Genomic DNA, 15,775 nt, shown 5'->3' with positions numbered 1-15,775 from the left:
CGGCCTGGCCGTGGGCCACGGCACGGGCCCGGAGCTGGCGGACGTCTTCGAGCGCGTACTGAGCGCCTTGGCCGCCGGCCGTCCGGGCGGCGCGGACGTGGACGTCGTCCGTTCGCCGCGCCTGTACCACTCGTACGTCTCGCTCCGCCGGGACCACGACGTCGCCGCCGTGCAGCGGCTGACCGCCGAGGACGCCGACCACTACGAGGCGTGGTGCCGTGGCCTGGCCGAGCGCGGGACCACGGCGGTCTTCCGCACCGCGATCAACGCCCAGTCGCTGTACCTCGTCCGGCGCCGGCTGCGGGCCGTGAAGGTCGACCTGCTGGCGGCCGACGGGCGGTCGCTGCTGCTGGTCAGGGACCAGGCCCAGGGCTTCTACACCGGCGAGAACACGCACACCGAGGGCGAGGTCACCCGCACCCTCACCTTCAGCCGCGAGATCACCGGCGCGGTCGTCGAACACGCCCTGGAGCGGGCCCGGCGCACCTGGCCGGACGGGCGGATCGGCCGGGTCCTCATGGCGTACAAGTTCCATCTGCTCGACGGGGCGTTCGACGCGTGGGTGGCCGACCTGTCCGAGCGGCTCGGGGTGCGGATCGAGGTGTTCCAGCCGGACACGGTCAACCGCAACCTGCTCGCCCACGGGCTGCCCGACCGCACCCTGCTGATCGCCGGGAACGAGTGGGCCGACATCATGCACGTCGTGCTCCTCGACCGGTACGGCTCCGACCGGCAGGAGAACCGCTGCACGGAGAACGTCTGTCTCGATCCGGCGCTGCGGGGCCTGGTGGAGTACCAGACCGTGCACGGCTCGGCCGACGACCTGGCGGGGCGGGACCTGGTCAACCCGGTGGCCACGGTCCGGGCCGCCGCGCTCGTCGCCGAGCACCACGCCGGGTGCCACGGTGCCGTGGCGGCCGTGGAAAACGCCCTCGCGGTCCTCGACGAGCGGGGCGTGCGCACCCCCGACCTCGGCGGGCGGCACTCCACGAGCGACGTGGTCGACGCCCTGCTCGACGCGCTCGACGTCTCCGGACCGGGCGGCGTCCGGCGCGACGCGGCCCTGGTGGGCGGCCCGTGACGGCACCGGCGCGCACGGCCCTGGTCGTGGTGGACCTGCAGAACGACTTCTGCGCGAGTCCCCTGGCCAGGGCCCGGTTCCAGGGCGACCCGGCGGTCCTGGACGCCGTCGTCTCCGCGACCGCCGGAGCGGTCGCGGAGGCCCGGCGCAGGGGCGTGGAGGTGGTCTTCGTCCGGTTCACCGGCGACCCCGCCCACCAGGGGGCGAGCTGGCGGCTGCGGGACCGGGGCCGGGGCAGGCCGCCGAAGTGCCTGGAGGGCACCTGGGGCGCGGACTTCCACCACCACGTCCTGCCCGCCGCCGGCGAGGCCGTCTTCACCAAGCGGGCCTGCTTCGACGCCTTCCTCGCGGCGGGCTTCGAGGAGCACCTGCGCGCCCGGGGCGTCGAACACCTGGTGTTCGCGGGCCTGTTCGCGGACGTGTGCGTGGACTCCACCGCTCGTACCGCGTTCCAGAAGGGCTTCCACGTCACCGTGCCGGCGGACTGCACCACGTCCCTGCACCTGCCGTACGAGGAGGTCCTCGCGTTCATGCGCGTCCTCTACGGCGCCCGTACCCCCGCCTCGGACGACCCGTCCGTGTGGGACGTCCCCGCGGCGGAACCGCGTCAGCGCGAAGAGGAAGAGGAGGAGAAGTGCGCACCGCAGCCGGTCCGGCCCCGGGGGTGACGGCGGGCGTGGGCCGCACCGCCCTGCTGGTGGCCGCCGCCCGCGCCGTCGAGACCCACCGTCCCGACGCGCTCGCCCGCGATCCGTTCGCCGCCGCCTTCGTCCGGGCGGCTCCGGACACCGCCGACTGGCCGCTCCACCCCGACGAGGTCCCCGGCGGTTCCTCGGATCCGCTGTGGGGCAGGCTCGGCCGGTACTTCGGGTTGAGGACGCGGGTCCTGGACGATCACCTGCTGGCGTCCGCCCGGTCGGGCGTGCGCCAGGTGGTGCTGCTGGGCGCGGGGCTCGACTCCCGGGCCTTCCGGCTCGACTGGCCCGCCGGGACCGTAGTCCACGAGATCGACTCGGCCGATGTGCTGGCCTTCAAGCAGTCGGTGCTCGACGGCGTCGGGGCGGAGCCCGTCGCCGAGCGCCGCCCGTGCGCCGCCGATCTCCGGCACGACTGGACGACGGCCCTGCTCGGTTCCGGTTTCGACCCGTCCGCCCCGACCGCCTGGCTCGCCGAGGGCCTGCTGCTCTACCTCCCCGCCGAGGCCGAGCGGCGGCTGATCGACGACGTGGACCGGCTCAGCGCCGCCGGCGGCACGCTGGCGTACGAGATCAAGGAGGTGACGGCCGAGTCGTCGCGCGTGCGCGGTGGCCCCGTGTACACGACGGCGCGCGAGCGGATCGGCATCGACCTGCCGGGCCTCTTCGCCGCCGGGCCGCGCCCCGACTCGGCCGGGTTCCTCGCCGCCCGTGGCTGGCGGGTGGCCGTGCACCGCCCGTACGACTTCACCGTGCTCCACGGCCGGGGCCCGCTCCCGGAGCCGGAGGACGCCCTGGCGGCCAACCGCTGGATCTTCGCCGAGGCCGGCCGTTCCTGATCCGGCCGACGGGCGGGGCCCGGCGGCCGGTCTCCGAGAGGGCCGTACCGTTGGTGTGATCATCATCGGGACGAGGATTCACGGGGGCACGCATGACCATCCACCGGCCGGGACTTCCGGAGGACCTTCCGCCGGGCGAGGCGCTGTGGGGCCGGTGGGCGCTGCTCGCGGCGATCGGGGCGACCAGCGCCGAAGAACAGCGCGCGAGCGGCTGCCGCACCGGTCTCCGGGTCGACACCGAGGGACTCCACCACGACGACTCCGGCTGCACCTGGTGGACCATGTCCCGAGGGGGCGAGGGCCGCTTCGTGCTCTACGGCGAGGACGAGTCGAGCGGTGTGAAGTGGCACGGGACGCCGATCGACATGCTGGCCGGCGGACCGGACTGGCTCCCGTACGACGAGCTGCGCGACCGGATCGAGGGGTACGAGCTGGGCTGTGTCTACTGGTACGAGGACGGCGTCTGGGCCCGCGCGCCGTACCCCGACGACCTCCGGGACGACGGTCTGGACTGCGGCATGAGCGGCCTCGTCGACCGGGAGCAGGTGCTGGGAGAGCTGGCGGACCGCCTCCACGTCCCGGACGGCGGCGGGGCGGACGTAGCGGGTCTCCTGACGGACGCCGAGGCGCACCGGCTGCGGCCGGAGCCCCTCCTCGAACGGTTGCGGCCCGCCCGCCACGAAGACGCGCCGCTCGACCTGCCCGCCGTGGCCAGGGCCCTCGACCTGGCGGGCCTCACCGTCTCCTCCCATTCCTCGTGACGGCGCGGGCCGGAGCCGTGGTGCTCAGTCCGACCGCGGCAGCAGGGGGCCGAGCGGGCCGAGGTCGAGGTTGAGGTCCTGGAGCGTGTAGCCGTGCTCGGCGCAGAGGTCGGACAGGGCGTCGTGCAGGGCCATCAGGGTGGCGCCCAGCTCCTCCTCCTGGGCGTCGGTGAGGTCGCCCGCGTCGACGCGCCGCAGTGCCTGCCGCTCGATGAGCTGGCGCAGCAGTTCCACGACGGTGAGGACGAGTCTGAGCAGGTCCTCCTCCACCGATTCGTGGTCGGTCCGGAGTCTTCGGGCGGGGCGCGGGGGTTCGTCGGCCGGGGCGGGCGGGGCCTGGAGGAGGCGGAAGGCGTCGTTCAGGGCGGTGCCCGCCCGGTCCAGGGGCGGAGACGCCTTCGCGGGCCGCTCGGGCGGAGGCCTCCCGGGAGGACGCCTCCGCTCCCCCGGTGCCGGGGCAGCCTCGTCGTTCACGCCGGACCCCGGTCCAGCGGTGTCAGGGGGTCCGCCGCCGAGTCGACGGACACGATCAGGGCGCGGAGGGAGATGCGGACGAGGTCGATGTCCGCGATCGACAGGACGATGTCGCCGGAGAGGACCACTCCCCCGCTGAGCAGCCTGTCGAGCAGGTCGACCAGGGCGACCTGCCGGCCGGGCAGCGACTCGGTGGGCCGGGAGACGGTCATGGCGCCGTCCCCTCCCCGGGGGCTTCGGGTGCGGGTGACGGCGTGGCGAAGGAGTACGGGGCCCACGGGCCGGTCACCTCGACGCGTACGCCGTTGAGACCCTCCACCGCGGCGGTGAGCGCCGTCCGGAACTCTTCGGCGCGGTCGTGCGGGACGAGGTAGGCGTCGTTGAGGACGTTCTCCTCCGGGCCCGCCAGGGCTCCGCGCTGGGCGGGATGGCGCACGCGGTGCGTGCTGAACCGTGAGGCCAGGGCCTCGACGCGGTCGGCGGCCTCCTGGGCGTGCCGGTAGCGGACCTGCTGGGCGCTGTGCTGGGCCCGGCGGCTTCGCAGATAGGCCTTGCCGGGGCCGAGGGAGGCCCCGGCGGTGTCCTCTCGGGGCTCCGAGGGGCCGGTGGGGCTGATGTACAGCTTGACGCCGAACTCGCTCCGGTCGCGGAGGAGGGCGATCCGTTCGGCGAAGACGTGGTGCTGGGCGGCGAGGGCGCCGCGGGCGCGGTCGTCGTTCTGGTAGACGGTCGCCAGGCGCAGCGGGAGGACGGTGTCGTGGCGGGCGACGGTCTGCACGACCTCGTGGTGGGCGCGGGCGACGCCCTCCAGCCACTCCAGGTCCTCGAAGCGGGCCTTCAGCGTCCGCTCGTCGAACTCGTCCGACGCGACCCGGCTGACGACGAACGCGACGGGGGCCGGGGCGGTCGTCCGGATCGGGTCCGTCGGCGGGGAGCCCGCCGGGAAAGAGCCTGTCGGGAGGGAGGTCGTCGGCGGAGAGGCCTTCGAGAGGGGCAGGAGGGCCACGGAAGTGCCCGACACCCCCCGGACGCCCGCGAGCGACGCACGTACCTCCGGCGTGTCCGGAGCCGCGGCGTACACGTAGGTGAGGTCTTCGCGGCCGTTCATTTCCTGCGCTTCCGCGGCGTCCTCGCCCCCGTTCCGCGGCCGGGGGCCGTCCCGTCGTCCGGCTCGGCCTCGTCGTAGGCCTCGGCCTCCTCGACGGCCTCCGCGTCCAGCGGCTCCCCCGGCTCCAGCCTCTCGCGCCGCAGCTCCTCCAGCTCCGCGCGGAGCCTGCGGTTCTCCTCCGCCAGGGGGCCGCCGGTGTGCTTCGAGGAGAGCGAGGGGTCGTGCTCCCACCAGTCGATCCCCATCTCCTTCGCCTTGTCCACGGAGGCGACCACGATCCGCAGTTTGATCGTCAGCAGTTCGATGTCGAGCAGGTTGATGCGGATGTCCCCGGCGATGACGATGCCCTTGTCGAGGACCCGCTCCAGGATGTCCGCGAGGTTGGCGGAGGAGCTCGGTCCGTACGGCGAGGGCGCCGCCCGGGAGGGGGCGGATCCGAACCGGTCGGGCAGGGGGTCAGACACGGCGGCCTCGCTTCCGGGTCATCGCTCCCCCCGCCGGTAGGCGTCGATCTCGTCCAGCCGGTCGAGCAGCTCGTCCTCGCGGTGGTCGAAGGCATCCTGGTCGATCTCACCCCGTACGAGCCAGCTCTCCAGCTCCCTGAGCTCCCGCCAGACGGGAGCCGGGTCGTAGTACTCCTCCTCGGCCTCCTCCACGACCCGCTGGGCGATCCAGACGGCTCCGCGCACCGGGGCGACGGGGAGCGTGAGCAGCTGCGTCAGCAGTCCCATCCTCCGCGTCCTCCTTCCTCGTCCTTCTCCTGCCGTCCCTCTTCCTTGTCCGTCCCCTGCCGTCCCCGCCGTCCGCCCCTCCCCGCTACCGGACGAAGCTGTACGGCGGCAGGGGGCCGTTCAGCCGGAAGTCCACCCCGTCCCCGAGCTGCCGGACGAGACCCGACTGCGCCGAGAGGAACTCTTCCTTCCGGTCGTCGGAGATCAGCAGCGAGAGGTTGAGGAAGTCGTCGCCGGACGCCTGCCGGACGCTGTGCTCCCTGGCGTACGGGACGAGCGCGTCGGTCAGCCCGGCCGCAAGCGCGTCCTGCCGTTCCTCCACCTGCGCGGCGACCATCCTGCCGAGGGTGAGCGGGAGCTGGGGGTCCGGGTCCCCGGCGCGGATCCGCTCGTTGAGCTCCCGGGTCTCGGGCGTCTCCCGCAGGATCTGCCGCAGGAGCTCCTCCTCGTTCTGGGAGGCCCTCACGTGGTACTCGGCGCAGCCGTCGAGACGTTCCAGGTTGGCGAGGTAGCCGTCGGCGTCCTTGCGGAGGGCCTGCTCGACCGCCGCCTCGTCGGCGGCGGTGTAACCGAACTGGAGGGGCAGGACGGGGCCGCCCTCCATGAGGCGCTCCTGCACCTCCTGGTGGATCAGCAGATCGCGCCGCTTGGGCCGGATCTCCTCGGAGACGTCGCTGACCACGGCGTACAGCGGCCCGCACGCGAGGGCGCGCACCGGGGACGGTTCCGCGCCGACTCCGGTCATGTCCGCGACGGCGAGGGGGTGGTCCTGCCCCGTGATCGCGTAGACGTAGAGGGCCATCGGTCACTCCTTCTCCCGGCGTGCCGCGCGTCGGGCGGGAGGCCGTCGGCGCCGGGGAGCGGGCTCCTCCTCCGCCTCTTCCTCCTCGTCCGGCTCCTCGTCGTCGCGGGACTTCCCGGTCAGGGACTCGGTGACGGCGTCGACCGCCCCGCTGAGCGCTCCCTTGGACTTGCCGTGGGCCCCGCCCTCCATCATGCCCCCGACGACCTCGGGGAGCTGCGCCGGAGCCTTGCGGCCGGATTCGAGGTCGAGCCTGTTGCAGGCCTCGGCGAAGCGCAGATAGGTGTCCACGCTGGCCACGACGATCCGGGCGTCGATCTTGAGGATCTCGATCCCCACCAGCGAGACGCGGATGAAGACGTCGATCACCAGGCCCCGGTCCAGTATGAGCTCCAGGACGTCGTAGAGAGTGCCCGAGGAGCCTCCGCCCCTGCCGACGGCACTGCCGCCGCCCTGCGGCACCATCGTCATGGCGCCTCCCTTCACGGCCGAACCGTTCTCAGAACGGCCGATCGATCATCCCGCGGCTGTAGCGGCGGGTGCGTTCGAAGGAGATCAGCGCGCCTTCCTCGTCGAGTGAGACCTTGTAACTGGCCAGGACACTGGTCGTGTCGGGGATGCGCTCCAGCTCCAGCACCTCCACCTGCGCCTCCCACCCCGAATCGGTGGGTTTGAGCGAGGAGACGGACTCGGGCGGTCTGCCGAGCAGCTTCGCCAGTTGCTCGGCGGCCGAACTCATGGCCGAGCCCGCGTCGACGGCTTTCGCCTTGCGCGGCGCGGGTCCGCGCCGGGCGGGGGGGCGCTCCCGCCGCTCGTCGCCGGCGTGTGGGGCGGACCGCCGGGGGCGATCCGAATCTGCTGAGGCCATGTGGCACTTCCAGAAGACGTACAGCCAGTTAGGGCTAGAATTTCACGATATAGGGACAAATGCCATGTCCGGGAGAGCAGGCTCGTTCCCCACCGCCCGAACGGGGCGTCCTCCACAGGCATATGAGCGGAGGTGCGACTCGGTATGGAGGCCCCGTACGAGGCGACGGCGAGACCGCAGACGCCCGGTGAAGGGACAGAGGCCATGGATGACACGTCCAAGATCGCCCTGGCGGCCGCGGTGGCCGGGGGCTACGTACTGGGGCGGACGAAGAAGGGGCGTCTCGCGTTCACCGCGGCGACCTACCTGGCGGGGCGGCGTTTCGGCCTCGAACCTCGGCAGCTCATGGCGGAGGGCCTGAGCAAGCTCAAGGAGATACCCCAGGTGGCGGAGATGGGTGACCAGCTGAAGGGGGAGGCCCTGAACGCCGGCCGCCAGGCACTCAAGGCCGCGGCCAACCGCAAGCTCACCGACCTCGCCGACTCGCTCCACGAACGGACGCTGGCGATCGGCAGCGGCGGCGAGGACGAGGACGAAGAGGAGGACGAGGAAGGGCGTTACGAGGACGAGGAGGACCAGGAGGGCTACGAGGACGACGAGTCGGAGCCCGAGGACGACGACGAAGAGGACGCCTGGGAGGAAGAAGAGGAGGAGGAGCCCGGAGAGGACGGGGAACCGCAGGAGGACGAGGAGGAGACCGAACCGGAGGAGGACGAGGAGGAGACCGAACCGGAGGAGGAGGACGAGGAGGAGACCGAACCGGAGAAGCCACGGCCGCGCCGGTCCTCACGTTCGTCGTCCCGGACGCGCGGCACGGACGCGCCCGCCAAGAAGACGGCCGCGAAGAAGACGGCCTCGAAGCCGACGGCGAAGAAGAGCACTCCCGCGAAGAAGACCGCCCCCGCCAGGAAGAGCGCCTCCGCGAAGAAGACCGCCCCCGCGAAGAAGAGTGCCCCGGCGAAGAAGACGGCGACACGCAAGACGACAGCCGGGAATGCCTCGGCCAAGAAGACCTCGGCACGCAAGCCGGCGGCGAAGAAGACCGCCTCGAAGAAGACGGCCGCGCGCAAGCCGTCGGGGCGGAGGTAGGTCATGGCACCCGAGAACCGCAACTCCGCAAAGGAATCGAGTTCCGGACTGGACCGGCTGTTCGGCGAGCTCGGCGGCTTCCTCTCCGCCCAGACCGGACAACTGGCCGAGAAGGCAACGGACAAGCTCGGGGACGTCACCGGACAGCTCCAGGACGTGGCCGACAACGGCGGCAGCATCGCGGACATCGGCGGGCGCATGCTCCAGGGGGACTCCCCCGTCAAGGCGATGGTGGGCCACGGCATCGGCGGCCTGAAGGACAAGGTCACCGACGCCGCGTCGAACCTGTTCGGCGGCAAGGGGAAGGGCAAGCGCAAGAGCGGGACCCAGAAGATCACCAGCATCGTCGAGACGGTCGACGTGGGCGCTCCGCTCCGGAGGGTGTACGACCACTGGGCCCAGTACGAGGACTTCAGCGGTTTCACGAAGGGCGTGCGCAGCGTCTCGCAGGGCGACGAGACCAGCAGTGACTGGAAGGTCAAGGTGGGCCCCTCCACACGCAGTTGGAAGGCCACCGTCCAGGAGCAGGTGCCGGACGACCACATCATCTGGACCTCGGAGGGCGCCAAGGGGTCGACCCGGGGCTGCGTCAGCTTCCACGAACTGGGACCGTCGCTCACCCGGGTCCTGGTCACCGTCGAGTACTACCCCTCCGGTTTCTTCGAGAAGACGGGCAACGTCTGGCGTGCCCAGGGACGTCGGCTCCGCCTCGACCTGAAGCACTTCCGCCGCCACGTGACCCTCACCGACGACGAGCCGGAGGGCTGGCGCGGCGAGATCCGCGACGGCGAGGTGGTCCGCACGCACGAGGAGGCCATGGAGGAGGAACAGGAACAGGAAGAGGAAGAGGGGCAGGGAGAGGAACAGGGGGCGGACGGGTTCGACGAGGAGGAAGGGGAGGGGGAGCCCCGGGGCGAGGACGAGGAGGACGAGGAGTACGGCCCCGAGGAAGAGGAGGAGTACGAGGACGAGGAGGCCGGGCCCGGCGAGGAATACGACGAGGAGTACGAGGACGAGGACGAGGACGGTGAAGGGGGCGAGGAGGAGTACGAGGACGCCCACGAGACCGCCGGCCGGGGGCGGCGCGGGCGCTGAAAGTCCCGTCGTGACCGAACGAACGGCCCGCCGCACCCTCTCGGATGAGGGTGCGGCGGGCCGTCGTCGGGCGGGTGTGATCACTCCACGATCTTCAGGAGCTTGTTGGCGGTGCCGGGGGAGGCGTTGCCGATCTTGTCGGCGGTCGCGCCGCCGACGAGCGCCTCGGCGACCTGGGCCGGGGTGGCGTCGGGGTGGCCGCCGAGGTAGACGGCGGCGGCGCCGACGACGTGCGGGGTGGCCATGGACGTACCGGAGATGGTCTTGGTGCCGGTGTCGCTGTCGTTCCAGGCGGAGGTGATGTCCGAGCCGGGGGCGTAGATGTCCACAACCGAACCGAAGTTGGAGAAGCTGGACTGCTGGTCGTCCTTGGTGGAGGAGGCGACGGTGATCGCCTCGGGCACGCGGGACGGGGAGCCCTGGCCGGCGTCGGAGGACTCGTTGCCAGCGGCGACGCCGAAGGTGACGCCGGAGGCTATGGCCTTCTTGACCGCTTCGTCGAGGGCCGGGTCGGCGCTGCCGCCGAGGCTCATGTTGGCGACGGACGGGCCCTGGTGGTTCTCGGTGACCCAGTCGATGCCGGCGATGACCTGCTCGGTGGTGCCGGAGCCGTTGTCGTCGAGGACCCGGACGGCCACGATCTTCGCCTTCTTGGCGACGCCGTGGGCGGTTCCGGCGATGGTGCCGGCGACGTGGGTGCCGTGGCCGTTGCCGTCCTGGGCGGTGTCGTCGTTGTCGACGGCGTCGAAGCCGTCGGTGGCGCGACCGCCGAAGTCGCCGTGGCCGACGCGGACGCCGGTGTCGATGACGTACGCGGTGACACCCTCGCCCCCGGCGTCGGGGTAGGTGTACTTCTGGTCGCCCGCGGTGTCCGCCTGGTCGACCCGGTCCAGCCCCCAGGAGGGCGGGTTGGCCTGGGTCTCGTTGATGGTGAAGGTGCGGTTCTGGACCACCTTCGCGACGGCCGGGTCGGCGGCGAGGCGCTTGGCCTCCGTCTCGGTGAGGTCGTTGACGGAGAATCCGTTGACGCGGGAGTCGTAGCTGCGGCGCAGCGTGCCGCCGTACTCCTTCGCCAGATCGGTCTTGCCGGCCTTGTCGGTCGTCTCGTCGAGCAGCACGACGTAGCTGCCCGCCACGGCGTTCTCCGCTCCGAGGCCGTAGACGGTTCCTTCGGCGGGAGTGGGGGCCGCACCGGCGAACGGGCCGGTGGCGACGGTCACTCCGGCCGCCGCGGCGATCGCGGTCGCGACGGCGACGATCCTGAACTTGCGGACGCGCTTGTGAGTTGCCATGAAAGAAGGCTCTCCTCGTCAGGATTTGTGGGGGGTTGGACCACCGGAAGGAAACTCTCCGGCGGCTCGCTCGAAACCCTGACCGATTGACGAGTGCAAATCAACGGGCCTTCACAGAGCTATGACTTTCTCAACAAGGTTTCTTAAAAAGTGAAGGGACAATTCACCCCAACCCGCCCGCATCGATTGCCACTCCCTTTCCGAAGTGACGACAACGGGCTCCTCCGGCAAGGTCGTTGACCGAGCGACACCGGAGAGGGAGACCCGGATCGCCACCCGCTTTCCGTCCCGTACTGGAAGCCCTTCCACGGGGACACTCTTCTTTCGGCCATGTGGATCGCGGGGCGCGGTCCCGTGCCACAGGGGTCGGTGTACCCGGCACGAACACCCATTCGCCCGCACGGGCGGTTCGCACCGCGTCCGAAACACATGTGTTCGACACGCCCGGCGGCCTCGTTGGACCTCACGACACTCCACCTCCTCACCTCCGGAGGCCGCCTTGCGTCCCGTACCGCCCGTTCCGACTTCCCCTCCCCTCCGGCCCCCGGCCGCCGCGCCGCGCATCCGCCGCGCCGCCGGCGCCTCCCCCTCGATGCGTCCGGAGACGAGGAGGACGGCATGAGCCACGACGACAGCGCTCCCGGGGCGGCCACTACGGAACGCACCTCGGCCTCGGAGCAGCTCCTCTTCGGCGGCGAGCTCACCTACGACTACGGGTGGGGCGCCCACAACGGCGCCTGGCTCAAGCTCAGTCTCCGCTCCATGGCCGTCTCGCTCCCCCGGCAGGTCGCGGTCGCCGTCCGGCTGGCACGCCGGGCGGACCCCCGGGCGCTCACCACCGTCGCCGTCGGCGAGATCGCCCGGGGCGTCACCCAGGCCGTCTCCCTGATCGCGGTCAACGCCCTGCTCGTCGAACTGCTCGCCCCCGGCGACATCACCGGCCGGCTGCGGGCGGCGCTGCCGTCGCTCGTCCTGGTCGCCGTCCTCTCGGTCGTCGGGTCGGCCTGCGGGTCCGCGTCGACCGCCGCGACCGGTGTCCTGGAGCCGAAGGTCCAGCGGGCGGCGACCGAGCGCTACCTCGGCCTGGTGGCCGGGGTGGAGCTGGAGGCGATCGAGGACGACGCCTTCCACAAGCTGATGGACTCCGCCCAGTGGGGCGCCGAGTCGGCCCGGCGGATGGTCGTCTACTGCACCGCCGTCGTCACCTCCGCGATCTCCCTGGTCGCCGCGGCCGGCGTCCTGACCGTGCTGCACCCCGCGCTCCTGCCGCTGCTGATCTGCATGGCGCTGCCGAGCGCCTGGGGATCGCTGACCATGGCCCGCCACCGGTACGTCAGCTGGCACCGCTTCGTGCAGCACGTACGGGCCGGCCAGCTCATCAGCCGCCTCCTGATCGACCAGCAGGCGGCGGCCGAGGTCCGCGTCCACGGTGTGGCGCCGTTCCTCCTGAAGCACTTCCGGCAGATGGCGGAGACCAGCGAACGGGAGCAGACCCGGCTGGCCTGGATCGGTGCCCGCACGGGCCTGTTCTCGGACTCGGCGCGCGGGATCGCGACCGTCGGCACCTACGGCGTCCTCGGGCTGCTGCTGTGGAACGGGCGGATGGACCTGGCCGTGGCCGGTACGGCGGTGCTGGCGATCCGCACCGGGTCGGCGAGCATCACCGACCTCGTCCTGCGCGTCACCGAGGTCCAGGAGGAGGCCCTGTTCGTCGCCGACCTGGAGACCCTGTGCGAGGAGGCCGTGCGGCGCGCCATCCCCGTCGGCGGGCGCGACCTGCCCGAGGGGTTCGACGAGATCCGGTTCGAGAAGGTGACCTTCACCTATCCCGGCGCGGACACGCCGTCCCTGCACGAGGTGGACCTCGTCATCCCCCGGGGCCGGACGGTCGCCCTCGTGGGCCGCAACGGCAGCGGCAAGTCGACCCTCGTCCGGCTGCTGAGCGGGGCCCGGCTCCCCGACGCCGGCCGGATCCTCTGGGGAGGCGTGGACACGGCCGAGGCCGACCGCGCGCAGGTCTTCGACCGCGTCGCGATGGTCGCCCAGGACTTCTACCGCTGGCCCTTCACCGCGCGGGTCAACGTCGGCATCGGCCGCCCCGGCGCCGCGATGGACGACACCGCGATCGGGGCCGCAGCCGCCTACGCGGGGGCGGACGAGGTGGTGGGGAGCCTTCCGCGCGGCCTGGACACCCTGCTCGCCCGCGGCTACAGGGGCGGGCAGGAGATCTCCGGCGGCCAGTGGCAGAAGATCGGCCTGGCCCGCGCCCGGTACCGCGACGGGGCCGTCCTGATCGTGGACGAGCCCACGAGCGCGCTCGACCCGGCCGCCGAGCAGCGGGTCTTCGACCAGATCCACCGGCTCGCCGGCACGGGGCAGACCACGGTCCTGATCACCCACCGCCTCCACAGCGTGCGCCACGCCGACCTGATCTACGTCCTCGACGAGGGCCGGGTCGTCGAGCAGGGCACCTTCGAGCGGCTCATGGACCCGGCCACGGGCACGGGCGCGTTCCGGACGGCGTACGAGCTCCAGGCCCGCCAGTTCACGTCCCCGTCGGCGCCGGCGCGGCCTGTCCCACCGCCGGAAGCCGTCCCATCGGCTCGGCCCGTCCCGCCGCTGGAGGCCGACGGGTCCGCAACGCCGCTCGGTGAGGGGAAGGCGTCGTCGTGACCCCCGCGCCGTGCTCCCGCGGCCCGACCGGCCGGACGGCCCGTGCCGTACCGCCGCCGCCCACCACACGCGAAACCCGGCAGTGGTACGGAGAAGTCGGCGTGTGCGGCACGGACGACCGCCGGGTCCCGCTCGTTCCCCCGTCCCCGAATTCCGCGAGGTTCTGACATGCCGCCCTCCCCTTCTCACATCGGTGACCTCCTGGCCGCTTACCTGGCCCGACATCCCGGCGAACGGAGCACGCTGGAACCGCTGCTGGCCGCGCTCGGCGCGGACGGCGATCCGGCCTCCCTCTTCCCGTCCGGGAGCGTGCCGCAGATCGTCGGGGTGCACCTCTGGCTGGAGCGCGACGGGAAGGTGCTGCTCGGTCTGCGCCACCCGGACTCGGCGTACGCGGGGAACCTGTGGCACTTCCTCGCCGGGCACTGCGAGGCGGAGTCGGCGACCGCGTGTCTCGCCCGCGAGGCGTACGAGGAGGCCGGGCTCGTGGTCGACCCGGCCGGCCTCGACCTCGTGCACGTCGTCCACCTGCTGCACCGGCCCGGCGTCCCTCCGCGCGTCCAGCTGTTCTTCCGGGCCCGCCGCTGGGAGGGCGTCCCGGAGCTGCGCGAGCCCGACAGGTGCGCGGCGTGGCGGTGGTGGGACCCGAAGGACCTTCCGGACGCCCTCGTCCCCTACGCCCGCGCGGCGATCGAGGGTGTCGGGGCCGGCCGTCTCTACACCGAGACGGGATGGCCGGGTTGACCGGTCGCGCCGTCGGCGGCGTCGGCCCGTGCGCCCCGGCGGACGGACGCGTACCGTAATTTTCTACACTGCTGTAGATTTCTCCGCACTGGTACTCGATGATCCGGGGCCGGGCCCGGCCCGGCCCCGTACGAAGGGGGATGCGGCATGGGTGTGAGTCTGGCCAAGGGCGGCAACGTCTCGCTGAGCAAGGAGGCCCCGGGGCTGACCGCGGTCGTGGTCGGTCTGGGCTGGGACGTGCGGACGACCACCGGCGCCGACTACGACCTGGACGCCAGCGCGCTGCTCCTGGACGAGGCGGGCAAGGTCCTCTCCGACCGGCACTTCGTCTTCTACAACAACCTGACCAGCCCGGACGGTTCGGTCGAGCACACCGGCGACAACCTCACGGGCGAGGGCGACGGTGACGACGAGAGTATCAAGGTCGGCCTGTCCGCCGTCCCCGCCGACGTCCGGCGGATCGTCTTCCCCGTCTCCATCCACGACGCCGCGAACCGGGGCCAGAGCTTCGGCCAGGTCCGCAACGCCTTCATCCGGGTCGTGAACCAGGCCGACGGCGCCGAACTCGCCCGCTACGACCTCTCCGAGGACGCCGCCACCGAGACGGCCATGGTCTTCGGCGAGCTCTACCGGCACGGTGCCGAGTGGAAGTTCCGCGCGGTGGGACAGGGCTACGCCTCCGGATTGGCCGGCATCGCGGCCGACTTCGGCGTGAACGTCTGACCCCCGGTCACCCTCCCTCCTCGCCCCCGCTCACCCTCGTCCCACCGAAGAGGCCACGGACACCATGTTCGGCATCAGCGAAATAGCCATTCTGCTCATCGTCGTCATCCTGCTCCTCGGCGCCAAGAAGCTCCCCGACCTCGCCCGCTCCCTGGGCAAGTCGACCCGGATCCTCAAGAGCGAGGCCGCCGCGATGAAGGCCGAGTCGACGTCGCCGCCCACGGTCGAGGGACCGACCGTGATCACGGGGATCGTGCACCCCTCCCAGGGCGGCACCACCCGTCCCCCGGCGGGCCCCGCCGGTCCCGAGGCGCCCCGCGCCTGAGCCGACGCCCCCGCCGGACACCACCCCTCGACGCCGTACGGAAGGCAGCCTCCACCCCATGGGCATCATCAGCTGGATCGTCCTCGGGCTCCTGGCCGGAGCCATCGCCAAGGTCCTCCTGCCCGGCCGTGACCCGGGCGGCCTCATCGGCACCACCCTCATCGGCATCGCCGGCGCCTTCCTCGGCGGCTGGCTCTCCGCCCGGTTCCTCGACCGGCCGATAGAGAACCAGTTCTTCGACCTCGCCACCTGGGGCGCCGCCATCGCCGGGTCGTTCGCCCTCCTGGTCGCGTACCGCCTGCTGTTCGGCAACTCCCGCGACTGACCGGCGGGGCGGCACGCTCTCGCGGACCGGCCCGCACGCGCACCGTCCGCCCGTGCGGCAGAACTTCGTTGCCCCCTGTCGAAACCCCGTGAGAGCATCGAGGTCCGACGGTCCGTCTGCTTTTGTTCACACCGCGCGGTGTGAACAAAA

At 72.1% G+C, this 15,775-nt stretch carries 20 protein-coding genes; 11 read left to right on the top strand and 9 right to left on the bottom strand.

The genetic code is table 11. From position 1 onward, the window contains the following. Positions 1-10: 10 nt before the first annotated feature. The 4 genes from AB0398_RS29705 to AB0398_RS29690 all read left to right on the top strand — a co-directional run bounded on the left by AB0398_RS29705 (position 11) and on the right by AB0398_RS29690 (position 3,376). Positions 11-1,081: an isocitrate/isopropylmalate family dehydrogenase gene (locus AB0398_RS29705; protein WP_366378735.1), complete on the top strand. Its 1,071-nt coding sequence runs from the start codon at positions 11-13 to the stop codon at positions 1,079-1,081. After that, a complete protein-coding gene (locus AB0398_RS29700) occupies positions 1,078-1,749 on the top strand; it encodes an isochorismatase family cysteine hydrolase (protein WP_366378734.1) in 672 nt (223 codons plus the stop codon). Before AB0398_RS29705 ends, AB0398_RS29700 begins: the two co-directional genes overlap by 4 nt. After that, on the top strand, positions 1,716-2,615 hold the full coding sequence (locus tag AB0398_RS29695) for an SAM-dependent methyltransferase (RefSeq protein ID WP_366378733.1): 900 nt from the start codon (positions 1,716-1,718) through the stop codon (positions 2,613-2,615). Before AB0398_RS29700 ends, AB0398_RS29695 begins: the two co-directional genes overlap by 34 nt. Before the next feature lie 92 nt (positions 2,616-2,707). Next, a complete protein-coding gene (locus AB0398_RS29690; RefSeq protein ID WP_366378732.1) occupies positions 2,708-3,376 on the top strand; it encodes a hypothetical protein in 669 nt (222 codons plus the stop codon). A 24-nt stretch (positions 3,377-3,400) separates the two neighbouring features. On the opposite strand, the gene AB0398_RS29685 is transcribed toward AB0398_RS29690, so the two are convergent. From AB0398_RS29685 to AB0398_RS29650, 8 genes are all read right to left on the bottom strand, one after another. Further along, entirely contained in the window at positions 3,401-3,739 is a 339-nt protein-coding gene (locus AB0398_RS29685) for a gas vesicle protein K (protein ID WP_366378813.1), read from the bottom strand. Between the two features lie 107 nt (positions 3,740-3,846). Next, a complete protein-coding gene (locus tag AB0398_RS29680; RefSeq protein ID WP_366378731.1) occupies positions 3,847-4,062 on the bottom strand; it encodes a gas vesicle protein in 216 nt (71 codons plus the stop codon). Further along, positions 4,059-4,958, bottom strand: a complete 900-nt coding sequence (locus tag AB0398_RS29675) for a GvpL/GvpF family gas vesicle protein (protein WP_366378730.1) — start codon at positions 4,956-4,958, stop codon at positions 4,059-4,061. The genes AB0398_RS29680 and AB0398_RS29675 overlap by 4 nt, the downstream gene beginning before the upstream one ends. Then, positions 4,955-5,422, bottom strand: coding sequence for a gas vesicle protein (locus tag AB0398_RS29670; RefSeq protein WP_366378729.1), 468 nt, complete (start codon positions 5,420-5,422; stop codon positions 4,955-4,957). The genes AB0398_RS29675 and AB0398_RS29670 overlap by 4 nt, the downstream gene beginning before the upstream one ends. A gap of 18 nt (positions 5,423-5,440) precedes the next feature. Next, the gene (locus tag AB0398_RS29665; RefSeq protein WP_366378728.1) at positions 5,441-5,689 is read right to left on the bottom strand and encodes a gas vesicle protein GvpG; all 249 of its coding nucleotides are present in this window, start codon (positions 5,687-5,689) and stop codon (positions 5,441-5,443) included. 85 nt (positions 5,690-5,774) lie between these two features. Then, a complete protein-coding gene (locus tag AB0398_RS29660) occupies positions 5,775-6,491 on the bottom strand; it encodes a GvpL/GvpF family gas vesicle protein (RefSeq protein WP_366378727.1) in 717 nt (238 codons plus the stop codon). 3 nt (positions 6,492-6,494) lie between these two features. Next, entirely contained in the window at positions 6,495-6,962 is a 468-nt protein-coding gene (locus tag AB0398_RS29655) for a gas vesicle structural protein GvpA (protein WP_366378726.1), read from the bottom strand. Between the two features lie 28 nt (positions 6,963-6,990). Then, entirely contained in the window at positions 6,991-7,359 is a 369-nt protein-coding gene (locus AB0398_RS29650) for a gas vesicle protein (protein ID WP_366378725.1), read from the bottom strand. 204 nt (positions 7,360-7,563) lie between these two features. Here AB0398_RS29650 and AB0398_RS29645 point away from each other — a divergent pair, with 204 nt between their 5' ends. Beyond that, positions 7,564-8,448, top strand: a complete 885-nt coding sequence (locus AB0398_RS29645) for a histone protein (RefSeq protein WP_366378724.1) — start codon at positions 7,564-7,566, stop codon at positions 8,446-8,448. Positions 8,449-8,451: 3 nt separating this feature from the next. Beyond that, positions 8,452-9,543, top strand: coding sequence for an SRPBCC family protein (locus AB0398_RS29640; RefSeq protein WP_366378723.1), 1,092 nt, complete (start codon positions 8,452-8,454; stop codon positions 9,541-9,543). A gap of 80 nt (positions 9,544-9,623) precedes the next feature. Here the strand turns inward: AB0398_RS29640 and AB0398_RS29635 are convergent, their stop codons facing one another. Further along, complete coding sequence (locus AB0398_RS29635; protein ID WP_366378722.1) at positions 9,624-10,835, bottom strand: S8 family serine peptidase; 1,212 nt, start codon at positions 10,833-10,835, stop codon at positions 9,624-9,626. Positions 10,836-11,453: 618 nt separating this feature from the next. Between AB0398_RS29635 and AB0398_RS29630 the strand changes: the two genes are divergently transcribed. The 5 genes from AB0398_RS29630 to AB0398_RS29610 all read left to right on the top strand — a co-directional run bounded on the left by AB0398_RS29630 (position 11,454) and on the right by AB0398_RS29610 (position 15,625). Beyond that, on the top strand, positions 11,454-13,508 hold the full coding sequence (locus AB0398_RS29630) for an ABC transporter ATP-binding protein (protein WP_366378721.1): 2,055 nt from the start codon (positions 11,454-11,456) through the stop codon (positions 13,506-13,508). A gap of 168 nt (positions 13,509-13,676) precedes the next feature. Next, the gene (locus tag AB0398_RS29625; RefSeq protein ID WP_366378720.1) at positions 13,677-14,252 is read left to right on the top strand and encodes an NUDIX domain-containing protein; all 576 of its coding nucleotides are present in this window, start codon (positions 13,677-13,679) and stop codon (positions 14,250-14,252) included. Between the two features lie 147 nt (positions 14,253-14,399). Next, complete coding sequence (locus AB0398_RS29620; RefSeq protein ID WP_366378719.1) at positions 14,400-14,975, top strand: TerD family protein; 576 nt, start codon at positions 14,400-14,402, stop codon at positions 14,973-14,975. Between the two features lie 64 nt (positions 14,976-15,039). Continuing rightward, a complete protein-coding gene (gene tatA, locus AB0398_RS29615; protein ID WP_366378718.1) occupies positions 15,040-15,300 on the top strand; it encodes a Sec-independent protein translocase subunit TatA in 261 nt (86 codons plus the stop codon). A gap of 58 nt (positions 15,301-15,358) precedes the next feature. After that, complete coding sequence (locus AB0398_RS29610) at positions 15,359-15,625, top strand: GlsB/YeaQ/YmgE family stress response membrane protein (RefSeq protein ID WP_366378717.1); 267 nt, start codon at positions 15,359-15,361, stop codon at positions 15,623-15,625. Positions 15,626-15,775: the final 150 nt, after the last annotated feature.

This window comes from Streptomyces sp. NPDC086147 (genome assembly GCF_040702165.1).
Taxonomy (GTDB): Bacteria; Actinomycetota; Actinomycetes; order Streptomycetales; family Streptomycetaceae; genus Streptomyces.
This window is presented reverse-complemented; position numbering and strand designations above follow the sequence as displayed.